The organism is Thalassospira sp. NFXS8 (genome assembly GCF_040148805.1).
Taxonomy (GTDB): Bacteria; Pseudomonadota; Alphaproteobacteria; order Rhodospirillales; family Thalassospiraceae; genus Thalassospira.
Genome location: NZ_JAGEMF010000001.1, coordinates 708,549 through 725,932, shown reverse-complemented (window position 1 = coordinate 725,932; position 17,384 = coordinate 708,549). Strand labels below are relative to the sequence as shown.

The 17,384-nt window shown below is 51.9% G+C and carries 13 protein-coding genes; 11 read left to right on the top strand and 2 right to left on the bottom strand.

Features of this window, described 5'->3' with window-relative positions; genetic code table 11:
- Positions 1-213 precede the first annotated feature (213 nt).
- Positions 214-516 carry an ArsR/SmtB family transcription factor gene (locus J4E05_RS03280; RefSeq protein WP_349592371.1) on the top strand — a complete coding sequence of 101 codons (303 nt, stop codon included), beginning with the start codon at positions 214-216 and terminating at the stop codon, positions 514-516.
- A gap of 388 nt (positions 517-904) precedes the next feature.
- Entirely contained in the window at positions 905-1,876 is a 972-nt protein-coding gene (locus tag J4E05_RS03275) for a zinc-dependent alcohol dehydrogenase family protein (protein WP_349592369.1), read from the top strand.
- 130 nt (positions 1,877-2,006) lie between these two features.
- On the opposite strand, the gene J4E05_RS03270 is transcribed toward J4E05_RS03275, so the two are convergent.
- Together J4E05_RS03270 and J4E05_RS03265 are read right to left on the bottom strand one after the other, a co-directional pair.
- Positions 2,007-2,879 carry an NAD(P)-dependent oxidoreductase gene (locus J4E05_RS03270; RefSeq protein ID WP_085592625.1) on the bottom strand — a complete coding sequence of 291 codons (873 nt, stop codon included), beginning with the start codon at positions 2,877-2,879 and terminating at the stop codon, positions 2,007-2,009.
- A 123-nt stretch (positions 2,880-3,002) separates the two neighbouring features.
- Positions 3,003-4,802 carry a PHA/PHB synthase family protein gene (locus J4E05_RS03265; protein ID WP_085592623.1) on the bottom strand — a complete coding sequence of 600 codons (1,800 nt, stop codon included), beginning with the start codon at positions 4,800-4,802 and terminating at the stop codon, positions 3,003-3,005.
- A gap of 191 nt (positions 4,803-4,993) precedes the next feature.
- Here J4E05_RS03265 and J4E05_RS03260 point away from each other — a divergent pair, with 191 nt between their 5' ends.
- The 9 genes from J4E05_RS03260 to recJ all read left to right on the top strand — a co-directional run bounded on the left by J4E05_RS03260 (position 4,994) and on the right by recJ (position 17,299).
- Entirely contained in the window at positions 4,994-6,526 is a 1,533-nt protein-coding gene (locus tag J4E05_RS03260; RefSeq protein WP_349592367.1) for an OmpA family protein, read from the top strand.
- Positions 6,527-6,663: 137 nt separating this feature from the next.
- The gene (locus J4E05_RS03255) at positions 6,664-7,905 is read left to right on the top strand and encodes an LL-diaminopimelate aminotransferase (protein ID WP_349592365.1); all 1,242 of its coding nucleotides are present in this window, start codon (positions 6,664-6,666) and stop codon (positions 7,903-7,905) included.
- A gap of 100 nt (positions 7,906-8,005) precedes the next feature.
- Positions 8,006-9,310, top strand: a complete 1,305-nt coding sequence (locus tag J4E05_RS03250; protein WP_085592618.1) for a homoserine dehydrogenase — start codon at positions 8,006-8,008, stop codon at positions 9,308-9,310.
- Between the two features lie 140 nt (positions 9,311-9,450).
- Complete coding sequence (gene glpX, locus J4E05_RS03245) at positions 9,451-10,410, top strand: class II fructose-bisphosphatase (RefSeq protein WP_349592363.1); 960 nt, start codon at positions 9,451-9,453, stop codon at positions 10,408-10,410.
- Between the two features lie 201 nt (positions 10,411-10,611).
- Positions 10,612-11,058: a hypothetical protein gene (locus tag J4E05_RS03240; protein ID WP_349592361.1), complete on the top strand. Its 447-nt coding sequence runs from the start codon at positions 10,612-10,614 to the stop codon at positions 11,056-11,058.
- Between the two features lie 280 nt (positions 11,059-11,338).
- Positions 11,339-12,631 carry an Hsp70 family protein gene (locus J4E05_RS03235; protein ID WP_349592359.1) on the top strand — a complete coding sequence of 431 codons (1,293 nt, stop codon included), beginning with the start codon at positions 11,339-11,341 and terminating at the stop codon, positions 12,629-12,631.
- 90 nt (positions 12,632-12,721) lie between these two features.
- A complete protein-coding gene (locus tag J4E05_RS03230; RefSeq protein WP_349592357.1) occupies positions 12,722-13,285 on the top strand; it encodes a TetR/AcrR family transcriptional regulator in 564 nt (187 codons plus the stop codon).
- A 50-nt stretch (positions 13,286-13,335) separates the two neighbouring features.
- Complete coding sequence (locus J4E05_RS03225) at positions 13,336-14,388, top strand: NAD(P)-dependent alcohol dehydrogenase (protein WP_085593267.1); 1,053 nt, start codon at positions 13,336-13,338, stop codon at positions 14,386-14,388.
- 1,111 nt (positions 14,389-15,499) lie between these two features.
- Positions 15,500-17,299 (top strand): single-stranded-DNA-specific exonuclease RecJ, encoded by a 1,800-nt coding sequence (gene recJ, locus J4E05_RS03220; RefSeq protein ID WP_349594634.1) that lies wholly within the window; start codon positions 15,500-15,502, stop codon positions 17,297-17,299.
- Positions 17,300-17,384 lie beyond the last annotated feature (85 nt).

Below are 17,384 nucleotides of genomic sequence, written 5' to 3'. Positions count from 1 at the left end.
ATCGATATTGCTATGGTCGTTCCGGCCGAGTGTTTTGCCTGGGCACGGCCTTCCACAAGGTGGTAGCGGCTTGGCGATAGGTGCCGTGTTGTTTGCCCCTAAGTCAGAACTGATCGTTGTTTTTTGCTGTCTCTGTAGGGGCAAGATGCATTTGTTTTAAAAATTGGTTGTTTGCCTGCTTGACAAATCTATATATTCCGATATGTAGATGACATGGACATTCATCTCGTCATCAAGGCTCTTGCCAATCCAACCCGGGTCGCCATTTTGAACGGCCTTAAGAACCCTGCTGCGCATTTTCCGCCGCAGGATGAAGGCGATATTGCGGTGGATGGTGTTTGCGTAAGCAGCATTCAGGAAGGCATTGGTCTTTCACAGTCCACTACGTCCAGTTATCTGGAACTTCTTCAGAGGGCAGGGCTGGTAAAAGTAACCCGGCGAGGGCGATGGACCTATTACAAGCGCGATGAGGACGGGATTAGTCAGTTCGCAGAGGCTGTAAAACAGCAGCTCTAGCTGGCTGTTTTGGCTTTTAAATTTGGCTCAATACATCGAAATATCTCGATAAATAGAGGAATAAGGCATGTAGTGTTCGAGCAAAACCGCTGTTGTGGCCAATATTTTCGCCGTGATGATATCCGGGGCTTTACTCCCAATGTCTGCCGTTGAGGCTCTCAGGTTACGATTATTAATCAGTGACCTGCGGGCAGGGGGTAATATTTCAGGCAAGCTTGAGCGTGCCGGTATGCCCGGGCCAATGACAGGTTAAAGTGGAAATAACTTACCCCAAACAATGTGGGGTGAGGTTTGAACTCGAAGATAACAAGTCTCGGGCCGATGCTCCTGTCTGGAACGAGACCGGTTTAATATATCGATATATCGCGATAAATAGAAGGATAAGAGAATGGAACGTTTAATGAAAGCTGCAGTTCTAACCAAATTCGGGGGCTACGACGCCTTTGAAATTAAAGATGTTGTCGTGCCGTCTGTCGGTGCGCGCGAGGTACGTGTACGGGTTCACGCGACGGCTGTTAATCCGCTCGATTATCAAATCAGGCGGGGGGATTATGCAGAATATGTTTCGCTTCCTGCAATCACAGGGCACGATATTTCCGGGGTGATCGAGGAAATTGGCGAGGAAGTAACGGAGTTTGCTGTCGGTGATGAGGTTTACTATACGCCTTTGATTTTTGGCGCTCAGGGTTCCTATGCCGAACAGCATGTCGCCAATGTGGATTTGATTGCCCGCAAGCCAAAGAACCTTACGCACGAGGAAGCGGCGAGTATGACGCTTGTGGGGGGTACTGTCTGGGAGGCGTTCGTTACGCGCGCGCAGCTTAGGGTTGGGGAAACGATATTGGTACATGGTGGTGCTGGCGGTGTCGGCAGCATAGCAATCCAGGTTGCCAAAGCCATGGGAGCCCGTGTTTTCACGACGGCAGCACAGAAACATCATGCCTTTGTTGAGGGGCTTGGTGCTGATCTTGCCATAGATTACAACGCACAGGATTACGTTGCGGTGGTTAATGAAGCAACCAGCGGTGCAGGTGTTGACGTGGTCTTTGACACAATAGGCGGCGACACCCTGACAAGAAGCCCGCTTGTCTTGGCCCAGATGGGCAGGGTTGTTACATTGGTCGATATTGCACAACCGCAAAACCTGATCGAGGCCTGGGGTCGTAATGCATCCTATCATTTCGTGTTCACACGTCAGAACCGGGGAAAACTTGATGCCCTGACCGATCTTCTGGAACGCGGCCTTGTCAAACCGGTTATCGGTGCGACCTTTCCGCTTGAGCGTATCGGCGAAGCCCATGCGTATCTTGAAGCCGGAACCGCAAATAACCTGCGCGGGAAAGTGGTTGTCACGGTTTAAAATCAAAACCCGAAAGCATTGCAGCGCGAACGCAGTGCTTTCGGGCGATACCCGGATTATTAATTGATGGCGGGTTTATCTGTGATGCCGGTCCATATAACCGGGCGGATTTACCGCCCGGTTCGTCCGTTTAATTTTTCAGAATGTCGATAATTGCACTTTGTGCCAGATCACCCATGCCGGCCTCGGTAGCATGCTCAAACACGGAACAGGCCGCATTCCCAACCGGTACAGCCTGTTGTAGTTCCTGTGCCAGTTGCATGGCATAGCTGGCGTCCTTGGCCCTTAAGGCGGTGGTGAAATGAATGCCTTCATTGTGGTTGCCCGAAATCATGCCGGGCAGGGTCATGGATGCGGGGCCGCTGGCAAGCGCCCCGCTTAAAAAGGTTTGGGCAACCTGTTCGCTATCCAGCCCTGCCTTTTGGGCAATAGCGACAAGTTCGGCTGCGCAGGCAATGTGAACCGCGCCAATCAGATTGTTCATCAGTTTATAGACCGTTCCTGACCCCGCAGGTCCAAAATGGATAATTTTGCTGGCAACAGATTCCAGTACCGGGCGTGCGCGTTCAAGAACGGCCAGATCGGCACCAATAAGAAAAACGGTTTCACCGCGTGCGACCTGTTCAGGAACAGCCGTAACCGGTGCATCAATATAGGGAATATTTTGAGCATCCATAATATCGGCAAGTTCGCGTACGAACGCGTGTGACAGGGTTGAACATTCAATTGCAATCGTACCAGGGGCGATGGCATCAAGGGCACCATTATCACCCAGCCATACGTGACGCGATGCAATGTCGTCAGCCATGAATGATATTACAAATTCGCAGCTTTCAACGGTATCTGCGGGGGTTTCACAGGCAATGGCACCCTGGTCAGTCAGCGGGGCCAGCTTTTCCGGGCTGCGATTCCAGACGCGAATTTTATATCCCTTGGATAAAAGGCACGTGATCATGGCACTTGCCATGCGTCCTGCTCCCAAAAAGCCGATTGTGTTGCTCATGCTTGTATCCGTCCGCATTTAAAACAGGGTTCTGACTGCTTTGATAAAATCAAAAAACGACCGGAATATGTATTCCGATCGTTTTTTATGCTGTGCCTGTTGGCTATGGAAAAAGACCGGTGATTATGGCCGGACTTTTACATATTCACCCGGTGCCGGGCCAATAACCTTGCGGTCGCCATCGCCGGGTTTACGGGCGTCAACCTCGCCACCACTGCGGCGGCTGATCCAGTTTTGCCAGTCCGTCCACCAGGACCCTTCATGCTGGGTCGCTTTTTCCAGCCACTGGTCCGGGTCGGCCGGGTTGCGGTTATAAGTCCAGTGGCAATATTTGTTGGCTGCTGGCGGGTTAACCACACCGGCAATATGTCCCGATGCAGACAGAACAAATTTCACCTGCCCTGATAACAGTTGCGTTCCGGCATAGGTTGCTTTCCACGGCGCAATATGGTCTTCGCGGGTAGACAGAAAATAGGCCGGAATTTTAATGTCACGCAGGTCGATCCGTTCGCCCAGAATACTGATGCCACCTGGCTCGCGCAGAAGGTTTTTCTGGTACATGTTGCGCAGATAAAAACTGTGCATTGCTTTTGGCATCCGGGTCGAATCCGAATTCCAGTATAGCAGGTCAAACGGGAACGGGTCCTTGCCCAGCATGTAGTTGTTCACAACGAACGACCAGATCAGGTCATTGGCGCGCAACATGTTAAACGATGTCGCCATGTCGCGGCCATCAAGGAAGCCGTCTTTTTCCATGCGTTGTTCCAGGCTTTCGATTTGTTCTTCATCAACAAATACCGAAAGTTCACCCGGTTTTTCAAAATCGGTCAGGGTGGTAAAGAACGTTGCCGATTTAATGCGGTCATCGCCTGTTTTGGCCATATAGGCCAGTGTCGATGTCAGCAATGTGCCGCCCAGACAATAGCCTATGGCATTTACATCGTCTTCGCCCGTGGCTTCCTTGATCATGTCGAGTGCGGCCAGAATCCCTTCCTTGGCGTAATCGGAAAACGATTTTTCGGCCAGTTCACTATCAGGGTTAACCCAGGACAGGACAAAAACGGTGTGCCCCTGGTCAACCGCCCACTTGATAAAGGAATTTTCCGGGCGCAGATCAAGAATGTAATATTTGTTGATCCATGGCGGAATAATCATTAACGGCCGCTTGGCCACCTTGTCGGTCGACGGGGTATATTGCAGCAATTCCATCAAATCGGTTTTGCCAATAACGGCACCCGGCGTGGTTGCCACATTTTCACCCACCTTAAAGGCATCAAGGTCGGTCATTTTGATCTGAAGTTTGCCTTTTCCCCGTTCCAGATCATCAAGCAGGTTTTGCAAACCCTTAACCAGGTTTTCACCACCCGATTCGACCGTGGTGCGCAAAACTTCGGGGTTGGTCATCAAAAAATTGGTTGGTGAAATGGCATCAACGAACTGACGGGTATAAAAATCGACTTTTTGTGCTGTTTTGTCATCCAGCCCGTCAACGTCGTGTACTAGGCCCTGAATCCATTGCGACGACAAAAGATAGGACTGTTTGATATAGTCGAAAACTTCATTGTCCTGCCAGGCTTCGTCACGAAAACGACGATCACCTTTAAGTGGCGTTACAATCGGTTCGGCGTCTTGGCCCAGCATCCGCAGCGTGGTATTTTGCCACAGTTGCATGTAATTCTGCCATAACTGCATCTGCGCTTCGACCAGTTTGGTCGGGTTTTGCATCATATGGGTGCAAAGTTCCATGAAGGCCGATCCGATATTTAGCGGGTCAGGATCAGCTATTTCAGGGTCGTCGGCCTGGCGTGCCAAAAAATCAGCAACAAGACGCTGGCTCCTTTCCGCAATTTCGGCCATCGTGGCGGAAATTTCTTCGGGATCGGGATGTGAATTTTCGGTTTCGCTGGCCTGTTGATCGGTCATGGCGCATTCCTTTATGATATCGCCCGTCATAATCGGCACGTAAGTTGAAACACTGCTTGATCCCAAGCTTATCATATCCTTAGACTTTCGCAGCCTAACGTGCCACGAGGGCATGATACAAGAAATATAAGATGACGTGTTTGTCGCAGATCATATGCACGCGTTTCTTCATTTTGGAGCAAGGAATATCAATGGCTGTCTCGAAACCGACATTGCGCGCTGGGCATAAACAGCCGGGCTTGCGCGGTCTTCTTCACACAGGGTCGGCACTGGCCGTGGTCTTGATGTTGGGGGCCTGTTCGTCGGTGCCTGATGCCATCAACCCTGTTGAATGGGGCAAAAGTATTGGCGATGCATTTACCGGGGACGAGGGGCCGGAAAAATCCGAACAGCCGATTCCCGGTCAGGAAAATGATTATCCCCGTCTCGGCGACACCCCAAGTCGCCCGGTTGTGACTGGCGATAGCGAACGCGACACCCTGATCGCCGGTCTGGCCGCGGACCGTGCCAATGCCAAATACACCAATACGACAGGAAGGGCGGACCATGTTGCCGTTAATCCGATTGCGCCGCAGGGGGCTGCATCGACTGATGCCACGCCAGCCGCACCGGCACCGGTTGCGACAACTAGCACGCCGACACAAGGCACAGCCCCCGCCCCGAAACCTGCCGCACCGGAAAAAATGCCCGAACCTGCCGCAGCCATGCCCGAACCAAAGCCGGCTGATTTGAAAACAACACCGATAGCCGATGCCGACCCGTCGTCAAGCGGATCGCGGATTGTCGATGAATGGAACGCCAAGGCGGCCAATAATCCGCTGCCAGTGCCCAAGGCTGCCGAGTTGCCCGACGCACCCGACCTGAAAGCCGAGGATACCGGAGCAAAGGCCCCATCTGCCAACACACAGGCCGAAGCCGCAGCACAGGCACAAAGCAAAGCTGAAATAAACGATGCGCCGCCTGTTCCGGCTGCACCGAAACTTGAGCCGAAAAAGCTTGATGCCGAACCACCGGTGCCAGAAGCCAGTAGCCCTTCGGCAGCCGTAAAACCTGCACCTGCCGCTCCTGATGATGATCCGGTGATGACGCAGTATAAACGCCGTCTTGCCGAAGGACAGGGGCAGTTTGACAAGGATCCGATGCCCTCTGGTACCAGTAAGGATGCCAGCGGCGATTTTGATTATTCGATGTATACCGATAACGGGTCGGTCAAGGTGGACGAAAGCCAGCTTGAAAACAAAGTGCCACCCGCGCCGGTGGTTGGGGACGTGACCGTTAACGACGAAGCGATTGGCGAAACCCCCGACGAATTACTGGCATCGCGCCTTGGGGTAAAGGCCGTAACCCGGATGCCAGATGCCGAGAATAATACGCAAGTTGCACAAATCCAGTTTGCTTACGGGTCGGCAAAATTAAGTTCAACCGATGTAGCCGTATTGCGCAAGGTTGCCATCGCCTGGAAAAAACATGGTACGGCCAGCTTGAAGGTCATAGGTCATGCGTCGTCCCGAACCGAGAACATGTCGATCGAGGAACACGAAAAAACCAATCGCATGATTTCAGAGCGCCGTTCGTCGGCAGTAATCAACCAGTTGCTGGCCCTAGGTGTTAACCCTGACGCCATTTACGTTTCGGCCGAAGGTGCGTCTGATCCCCGCTATTTTGAAGGGGTTCCGGCAGGTGAAGCTGGAAATCGGCGCGTCGAAATCTTTATGGATTATTGAGCGTAAAAAAGGTACATCCTTCGAATTGTACGGCGCGCCACCAGGATAAAGTCGGGTGGCGCGCAACTTTTTTCACCAAGAGGTCGCCTTTGTCGCAGAAAATTGCGTTTGGGCGAGTTTGATAAGGATACAGGATAATGTCCTCTGAATTTCACCGCGTAAAACGTCTCCCTCCTTATGTCTTCGCAGAAGTAAATGCGATGAAGGCGGCGGCGCGGCGAGCGGGAGAGGATATTATCGATTTCGGCATGGGCAACCCGGACCCGGCCACACCGCAACATATCGTCGATAAGCTGGTAGAGACGGTGCAAAATCCGCGCACGCATGGCTATTCGATGTCGCGGGGCATTCCCGGTTTGCGCAAGGCATTGGCCGCCTATTATGGCCGTCGCTTTGGTGTTGATATTGATCCGGAAACCGAAACCGTTGTTACCATCGGCTCCAAGGAAGGTCTCGCCAATCTGGCCGCCGCCATTACCAGCCCTGGCGACATCATTCTGGTGCCCAATCCCAGTTATCCGATCCACGCGTTTGGCTTTATCATTGCCGGCGCCGCTCTGCGCCATATTCCAATCGGGCATGATGATCAGGGCACGTTTAACGCCGAAAGTTTCATGGAACAACTCCATCGTGCAGTGAAACATTCCGTGCCCAAACCCAGTGCCGTGGTGCTGAATTTCCCGGCCAACCCAACTGCCCTGACGGTGGATTTGAACTTCTACAAAGAAGTGGTCGATTTCTGCTGCGAGCATGAAATCTATATTCTGTCGGACATTGCCTATTCGGAAATTTATTTTGATGGCAACCCGCCGCCCTCGATTCTGCAAATTCCGCGGGCCAAGGAAATTGCGGTGGAATTTTATTCGCTGTCAAAAACCTATTCGATGGCAGGCTGGCGTATTGGCTTTGCCACCGGTAATAAAAAACTGATCAATGCCCTGACGCGGATTAAATCCTATCTGGATTACGGTGCCTTCACCCCGATTCAGGTCGCAGCAACGGCAGCCTTGAACGGCCCGCAGGATTGCATCGACGAGTTTCGTACTCTTTATCGGGACCGGCGCGATATTTTTATCGAGGGCATGCAGTCGGCTGGCTGGAATATTCCGTCGCCAGCGGCCACCATGTTTGCCTGGGCGCCTATCCCTGATCAGTTTGCTGAACTGGGTTCGCTGGAATTTTCCAAACTGTTATTGCAGGAAGCAGGGGTTGCCGTGGCACCGGGCCTGGGCTTTGGGGAATATGGTGATCGCCATGTTCGTATTGCGCTGGTTGAAAACAAACATCGTATTCGCCAGGCCAATCGCAATATCAAACAGTTCTTCCAAAAATGCCCGGATGCAAATTCTGCACGGGAACTGTTGAAGAAAACCGTCTAATATTCGATAACTCACTGTCGACATGTTCCGGGGCGCCTGTGTTGCGCCCCGGATTTTGTGCGATAATGGGTAAAATATACCGCAATGATAAGGAGTTATCGTGGAAGACGTTGTCAAAATCGGTGTGGCTGGCCTGGGTACGGTCGGTGCCGGTACGGTAAAACTGCTCAGTGAACATCGCGACCTTCTGACCGACCGTTGTGGTCGCCAGATTATTGTGACAGCTGTATCGTCACGGGATCGAACTCGTGATCGCGGTTTTTCGACCGAAGGCCTGACCTGGTACGAAGATGCCCGGCTTTTGGCAACCGATGACAATGTTGATATCGTTGTGGAACTTATTGGCGGGTCCGATGGTATCGCCTATGAAGTTTGCAAAAATGCCCTGATGGCAGGCAAACATGTTGTTACCGCGAATAAGGCGCTTTTGGCCCTGAAGGGGGCCGAACTGGCCCAGATCGCCGAAGATCATAATGTAACCATCGCCTATGAGGCCGCCGTTGCCGGGGGCATCCCCGTGATCAAGGCCCTGCGCGAAGGTTTGGCAGGCAATGCTGCCAGCCGCGTCACCGGCATTTTGAACGGTACGTGCAACTATATTCTGACGACCATGCGTGAGCAGGGCCGCGATTTTGGTGATGTCCTGTCTGAAGCCCAGAAACTGGGCTATGCCGAGGCTGACCCCAGCTTTGATGTTGACGGGATTGATGCCGCGCACAAGCTGGCCATCCTCGCCAGTCTGGCCTTTGGTATCGAGGTTGACTTTGACGCGGTTTCTATTGAAGGCATCCGCAGTGTTTCGGCCCTTGATATCGAATATGCCGAAGAACTGGGATATCGCATTAAATTGCTGGGTATTGCCAAGCAAACTGCCGAAGGTATCGAGCAACGTGTCGCCCCGGTAATGGTGGATCGTAACACCCAGATCTCCAAGGTTGAGGGGGTGTTTAACGCGGTTGCGATTGAAGGCGATTTTGTCGGTCCGGTTATTTTACAAGGCAAAGGGGCAGGCGAGCGTCCAACAGCATCGGCTGTTGTTGCCGATATTGTTGATATTGCGTCAAACCGCACGGCACCTGTTTTTGGCGTGCCGGCAAAGCGTTTGAAAAAGAACGTGCGTGCCTCGCTCGAAAAACATTCAGGGCCTTATTACCTGCGCCTGATGGTGTGGGATCGCCCTGGTGTGATGGCAAAGGTGACGACGGCATTGTCGCAGCATGGGGTGTCTGTTGCTTCCATGATCCAGCATGGCCGGGCGGAAACCGAAGGCGGCGTGGTGCCGGTGGTTTTCATTACCCATGAAACCAGCGAGGGTGCGATGCAGGAGGCCCTTGAAACCATTACGGCATTCGAAAGTAATTCGCAGCCGCCGGTTTTGATGCGCATTGAAAATTTCGCTTCGTAACAAAACAAAAAAAAGACATATGCGCCCCGCAGGTTTACACCAGCGGGGCGTTATAACTTTGGGATAACCAAAGAATTCGCCTACCGGGAAGAATGAGACGGGGCCCCCAGACCCCGCACCAACAGACAAGGACGGAAGATATGGATCGAAATCTTGCGCTTGAAACAGTACGCGTCACCGAAGCAGCCGCATTGGCATGTTCCGGGTTGATGGGGCGCGGCGACGAGAAGGCCGCCGACCAGGCCGCCGTCGATGCGATGCGCAACGCGCTTAACAGCCTCGACATTCGTGGCACTGTGGTTATCGGCGAAGGCGAGCGTGACGAAGCGCCGATGCTGTTTATTGGCGAAGAAGTCGGCAGTGGCGAAGGCCCTGAAATTGACATCGCACTGGACCCGCTTGAAGGGACCACCATTTGTGCGACCGGCGGGCCGAACTCGCTGGCAGTTGTTGCGATGGCTGAAAAGGGCGGTTTTTTGAACGCGCCTGACACCTATATGCAGAAAATTGCCGTTGGTGGTGGTTTGCCTGATGATGCCATCGATCTTGATGCGACCCCCGGTGAAAACCTTAAAAGCATGGCATTGGCCAAAGGTTGTGATGTTTCGGATCTGGTTGCCTGCATTTTGAACCGCCCGCGCCACGAAGAATTGATTGCCAAAACCCGCGAAGCCGGTGCGCGTATCATGTTGATTGACGATGGTGATGTGGCGGGCGTTATTGCAACGTCGCAAAAAACTTCGGGCATCGATATTTATATGGGAACCGGTGGAGCCCCTGAAGGTGTGTTGGCCGCGGCGGCGCTGCGGTGCATCGGGGGTCAGTTTCAGGCCCGGTTGGTGTTTCGTAACGATGATGAAGTTGCCCGTGCCCATAAATGGGGTATCGAGGATCTGAACCGTAAATACACCCTGACGGACCTTGCCCGTGGCAATGTGATGTTTGCTGCCACTGGCGTGACCGATGGTGCCATGTTGCGCGGTGTTCGGCGTTTCGCGCATGGCGCAGAAACAGAATCAATCGTGATGCGCAGCCAAAGCGGCACGGTTCGTTATATCCGTGCAGTGCATGATTTCAGCCGTAAGGTTTGGTACAAGTAAGTTTTCCGGTTTTATGACCAGACTGAAAAACGGGGTGCTTAAGCATCCCGTTTTTTGTTGTCCGAATGCTGATTTGGTGTGTTTTGAAATTTGCAGCAAATAGTGCGTCGTCGCCAAATAATATTTGGAACCTTTCCAGATGCGGCAGCGTTTTGATCCTAGTGTTTTCATTTACGATCTTGCATTCGGGTATTTGACATTATGGGTACAGATACAGCACCAACTCCCGCCAGATCGCGCGGTATTGCCTATTGGGCCGTTTTGGCACTGGCGGTTGTAATTCTGTGTGCAGGGATGCCAATTTTCGCCGGTGGTGTCTGGCTGATCATGCTGGGCGGATCGGTTTTTTATGCGGCTGCGGGGGCCGGATTGTTTTTGGCCGGATTTTTCATGATCCGCATGTCAATGATGGGCTTCTGGTTTTACGTGCTGACATTCGCAGGTACCGCCGCCTGGACATTTGCCGATGTCGGTGCCGATTTTCAGGCGTTATGGCAACGTCTGGCTTTGCCGGGTGTCATTTTGTTGCTGACGATGTTGGCGGTTCCCTGTTTGCTTCGTAAGGGTTTTGCGGCGGCAAGGCCTTCTCATTCCAGCCAGAACGAGGGCACTGCTATGGTATTTCCCTCACGCCATCGAAGCGCCTAGGTGAAAATTCACCAGGACCTGTCTGTGCGATGGGCTCTCTGTAGGGGCGATATGGTTTTAACGTGATGAACGTGAATGCCGGGGCGCAATTTTCTGCCGCTGTCTTGGTAACTTTGCCTGTGTTGGCTTATCATTTCCCTTAATTCTGCTGTTTTGTGTTCACCGCAGCCCCGTAAATTGACGGTGCTGCGGTTTTTGGTTGCGGTGCGTCGATGGCTGGGGTACATCCTTCGCCCCCTTGTCGGGACAGAAATTCAAGCAGTTTGGAAAGGTTGCGCGTATGTCCGAAATTATTGCACTGGATTTTGGCACCACCAATTCTGTTCTCGCCGTGGCAGATGAAGCAGGAAATGTTAAGTCTGCCAGCTTTGAAGTCGGCAACAACCATTTCGATACCTATCGCACCATCCTTTATCTTTGGCAGGAACAGGATATCAAGGTTGCGGGGTCTGTTCCGCACTTGCGTAGCTGTTCGGGCCCGTTTGCCATTGCTGAATATCAGCGTGAAAGTCAGGATTGCCGGCTTATTCAGTCGATCAAATCCTATTTGGCGGCCAAGGATTTTGAGGGGACCGATATTTTCGGCACGGCATTTTCCCTTGAAGATCTGATTTCGACATTTCTAAACCAAATTCATTATCATGCCGAAAATCAGTTGGGACATTTGGGGCGACGGGTAATTTCGGGGCGTCCGGTGGCCTTTGCCGGTAGCCGCCCGGACAATGCCTTTGCCGAGGCCCGCCTGCGTGCATCATACGAGCAGGCCGGTTTTGAAGTCGAAGCCATGGTCTATGAGCCGCTAGCGGCATCCTATTATTATGGACGCACGCTGGACCGCCCGGAAACGGTACTGGTTGCCGACTTTGGCGGCGGTACCAGCGACTTTTCCGTGATCCGGTTTGAACCGGGCAAGGGGATTGCCGGGGTTAAGGCGCTGGCGCATACCGGCCTTGGCATTGCGGGCGACAGTTTTGATTATCGTATTATCCAGAATGTGGTTTGGCCGCGCCTGGGCTTTGGCTCCAGTTATCGGGCAATGGGCGGCAAATTGCCTGTCCCGCGTCAATATTACACTGCCTTTGCCCGGTGGCATTATCTTTCGATGATGCGCAACCAGCGGACCATGGCGGATCTTCAGGCGATCATTCGCACCGCCGAAAGTGCCGATGACATTGCCGATCTGGTAACCATCATCGAAGATGAACTGGGTTTTTTCCTGTATCAGTCGGTATCGAAAGTAAAGGCTGAGTTGTCATCAAGTGATCACGCGTTGTTGCAGTTCAAACATGGCGGCGTCGAAATTGATGAAAAACTGTCCCGTGCCGATTTTGAAAGCTGGATCAGCCCCGATATTGCCGACATCGAAAAATCAGCCAAACAATGCCTGGATCAGGCAGGGTTGAAAGCCGGAGATATTTCCAAGGTCTTTATGACTGGCGGCACATCCTATGTGCCTGCTGTGCGCCGGTTGTTTGAAGACGGTTTTGGCAAAGACAAGGTTGAAATCGGCCAGCCGTTTTTGTCGGTTGCCCACGGCCTGGCCATGATCGCCGCCGACGAACAGATTGTCTGATATTGCTGGTCAGTTCAGGGCAGGGCGAGCACGAAGAAAGGTTTTCGCTGTGTGATTGACTGATCAGTCATTTTTTGATAGTTTGCCGATATGAAAGACAAGCAGACACATCTGATTGATACGGCAATTAATCTTTTTGCCCGGGATGGCGTGTCGGTTTCCACAGCACGAATTGCCTCGGAAGCGGGCGTGTCAAACGGAACGCTGTTTAATTATTTTCCGACAAAACAACAGTTGATCGACAGTGTTTATCTGTCGATCAAGGAAGATATTGCCCGGAATGTGCTGCCCAGTCTGGGTCAGGATATGTCGGTAAAAGAAGTGATGTTTGGTATTTGGCGAGGCTATATTCAATGGGCACTTGCCAATCCCTTGCATCATGAAGTTTCAATATTGCTAAAAGCAGCCATGGTTTTAAGTGCTGCGACACTGGAACGTGCCGATGCAATATTTGAACTTAAAGTCGCCAAATTACGCAAAGGCGTTGAGCAGCACCAGCTGGTTGATTTGCCGGTGGACTATATCTGCGAGTTATCTACAGCACAGTTATCTGTGGCGGTTGCTTTTTTGCAGCGTTTCAAACTCGACAGTGTTGACGCCAGCAAGCATATCCATTGCAGCTTTGATGTTTTTTGGAATGGCATAAAGGCATAATTTTTATCGATATATTGACTGACTGATCACTCTATACACGGAGAGAGAAGATGCAAGTTTCAGCTTATGGTGCCAAATCGGCAACCTCGGATATCGAACCTCTGACAATTGAACGTCGACAGACCGGCGCCCATGACGTTGCTATCGAGATTGATTATTGCGGTGTTTGCCATTCGGATTTGCACATGGCCCGGAATGATTGGGGTGTGGCGATGTATCCGGTGGTGCCGGGCCATGAAATTATTGGCCGGGTGACGGATGTGGGTGCCCATGTCAAAGGGTTTAAACCCGGCGACCTGGTGGGTGTTGGCTGCATGGTCGATAGTTGCCAGTCCTGCCCGTCTTGCGACGAAGGGCTGGAGCAATATTGCGAAAACGGCATGGTCGGTACCTATAACGGCGAGGATAAAGTACTGGGCGGGCACACCTTTGGCGGTTATTCCGGCAAAGTGGTGGTAAACGAAAAATTCGTTCTGCGTGTATCGAATAAACTCGATACCAAGGCTGTTGCGCCGTTGTTATGTGCCGGTATCACCACTTGGTCACCGCTACGTCACTGGAAGGTCAAAAAGGGCGACAAGGTCGGTGTTGTCGGGCTTGGCGGTTTGGGGCATATGGGCGTTAAATTTGCCGCGGCCCTGGGTGCCCATGTCGTCATGATCACGACATCAGCCGCCAAGGGCGAAGATGCCAAACGCCTTGGTGCGCATGAAGTGCTGGTATCAAAGGATGCCGATGCCATGGCGGCCCATACTGGCAGCTTTGATTTTTTGCTTAATACCATTCCGGTCAAACATGACCTTAATCCCTATATCGGTTTGCTTAAACGGGATGCGACGATGGTTATTGTTGGTGCTGTCGAGCCTTTGGAAGGTTTTCACGGTGCGGGTCTGATCTTGGGTCGCAAACGCATTGCCGGGTCGTTGATTGGTGGTATTGCCGAAACCCAGGAAATGCTCGATTTCTGTGCGGAGCATGGCATTACGTCTGATGTTGAAATGATTAACATCGACACCATTAATCAGGCCTATGACCGGATGCAGAAATCCGATGTGAAGTATCGCTTTGTTATCGATATGAAGTCATTGCGCGCAGCGGCGTAATTTTTCTTTTGTCGATCAGATAGATGAAAGGCCCGTCCATGGTGGCGGGCCTTTTTTTGATGCTTTGAGTGTCAGGTTATACAGGCGAAATTGCCACTGCATTTGACTTGCAAAAGAGTTGCCGAAAACACGACAAATCCTGTGCCGAAAAATGGGAACAGAAAAAACCATGCCGACCATTCCCACCGTCGCAACGCCCACGGGAAAAATGCCCCGCAGAATGACATCAATGGAAACAGCAACACACTGCCAAACAGCAAGTGTAAATAGATATTGTTTTCTGACCCGGGGGCATCAAACATCATGGGTGAAAACATAACAAAGGGCAGGGAGAATATCCCTCCCAGAATACAAATCGCGGTAAGACCGCGACGTGCGGACTTCTTCATTTTACAGGCCTCGTGATCCCGTGTTGATTTTGACGGTATTTTACCGTCGGTGGTTTTGAACCACCTTTTGATATTGGTTTGAATTTCTCATAACATGAAGATGATCTCAAGTAACATCTGTGTTTGATGCGGCAAAAATTGGAAATAATGTCAATAAAAAAGATGATTTCAGAATAATATAAGCCAAAAGTATCGTTGATACTATACGCTTAATCAGGAGAGTATATGTTTCTATAAGGATTTATTGATGTGTTTTTCAAATAAATATTTCAAATATTCTGCAAAATCACGCAATTTTCCGGATTTTTGAAATGTAGCAATGTTTATATATTTATCCTGCTTTTATATAAGTAAGATGAAAATTTGAAAATACTTGATGTCTGGTTTGTGTGATGGGTAACCTGGTGTGGTTGCGAACTGGCCTTTGAGGGGCGATAATCCAGGGCATGGATAGAGCATAAAGGGGCATTGTCGTGTATCGGTGTCTTTGTGTTTTTGTTTCTCGGGTCTATTGTACTGTGCGGGGCTTTGCTGTTTTTCCTTATTTGATGTAGGCATTGGCATTTCCTTTGTTACCCGGATCAAGGAACCAGTCTTCGTGCTGGCGGTATTGTACTGATACTGCCCAGTTGCGTGATGCCCCGTACTGGCAAGCAGTTTTTACGATGTGATGCTGATTTCGGGGTTTGAGGATATGCGTGTTTGCGCTATCCAATGGCGGTATGACACAGCAATCTCTTGAAACAACTTTTTTGGGGATCGAACATTCGGTCACCGGGAAATGGTGGCGCCAACGCCCGGGCGATGACCGTATGGCCGTTACCCTGTCGCAGCGTTTCGGTGTGCCCGAAATTGTAGGCAGGGTTATGGCCGCACGCGGTATTGGCCTTGACGATGCGGAAACATTTCTGACACCGACATTACGTGATCTGATGCCTGATCCATCAAGTCTGCGCGATATGGATAAGGCTGTGTCGCGTATTGTCGATGCGGTGGTTAATGGCGAGAAAATTGCCCTGTTCGGGGATTATGATGTTGATGGTGCCACCAGCACGGCCTTGCTGGTGTGTGTGTTTCGTGCCATCGGGCTTGATGTGGTGGTTCACATCCCTGATCGCCTGACCGAAGGCTATGGCCCGAATGCACCTGCATTGCTTGAGCTGAAACGCCGTGGTGCAGATCTGGTTTTAACGGTGGATTGTGGCGTGACTGCCTATGCGCCACTGGAAACCGCTGCCGAGGCCGGGCTGGATGTAATTGTGGTTGACCATCACGCGGCCGAGCCCGAACTGCCCCGGGCATTGGCCGTTGTAAACCCCAATCGCCTTGATGATGATAGTGGCATGGGCGATTTGTGCGCCGCCGGGGTCGCCTTTTTGGTGTCGGTTGCCCTGTGTCGCAGTTTGCGCGAAAGCGGATATTTTAAGGATAAGGGGATTCACCCGCCAGACTTGCGCACATGGCTGGACCTGGTGGCGCTGGGAACGGTGTGTGATGTGGTGCCGTTGCGTGGCCTTAATCGCGCCTTTGTTACCCAGGGCCTTAAAATCATGCGCCATCGTGGTAATTGCGGTATTTCAGCCCTCGCTGACGTTGGTGGCGTTAATGAAGTCCTCAGTGCCTATCATTTGGGGTTTGTTTTGGGGCCCCGGGTGAATGCGGGCGGTCGTGTGGGCGAAGCCGGGCTGGGTACCACATTATTGTCGGGTGATGACGCCGAAGCTGCCCGAAAGATTGCTGTGCGGTTGGATGAATATAACCGCGAACGTAAATCGATCGAGGATTACGTGCTGGATCAGGCGATCCGCAAGGTTGAAGAAAAGGACCGGATCGGTGCCATGGTGTTGGTTGGTGGCGAGGACTGGCACCCCGGTGTTATCGGTATTGTCGCCAGCCGCCTGAAGGACCGTTACCATGTGCCGGCACTGGTGATGGGTCAGGTGGACGGAATTTATAAGGGATCGGCACGATCTGTGCGGGGCATTGACCTTGGTGCGGCTATTATCGCCGCCCGTCAGGCGGGGTTGCTGATCAATGGCGGGGGGCATGGTATGGCGGCTGGTTTTACCCTTGATCCGGCCCATCATGCGGAATTTGAAGATTTTCTGGAACAACGTTTTGCCCGTCTGATTGTTGAAAACAACATCCGCCCGACCATGACGGTCGATGGTGCCTTGCACGCCATGGGGGCCTCGGTGGATTTGATCGATGCACTTGAAAAAATGGGGCCATTTGGTGCCGGAAATGCAGAGCCGCGGTTTGTTTTTACCGAATGCCGGGTGATCAAGGCCGATGTCGTGGGTGCTGACCATGTGCGATGTATTTTAACCGGCAGTAATGGCAAGGGGCGCCTTAAAGCCATTGCCTTTCGGTGTCTGGATAATGATATGGGGCAAACATTGTTGCGTCACGGGGGGCGCCCCTTGCATATATTGGGGCATTTACGCCGTGATAACTGGCAGGGACGCGAAGGCGTGCAGCTTATGATTGATGATGTTGCCTTGCCCGCCGCACTTGATTAATTGTTTTGCCCGTTGGGGTGCAGGGTTGCATTTGCCGCTGTTTATTCTTGCGCGCGATGAATAGCGGTGTTTGCGACATCACAAA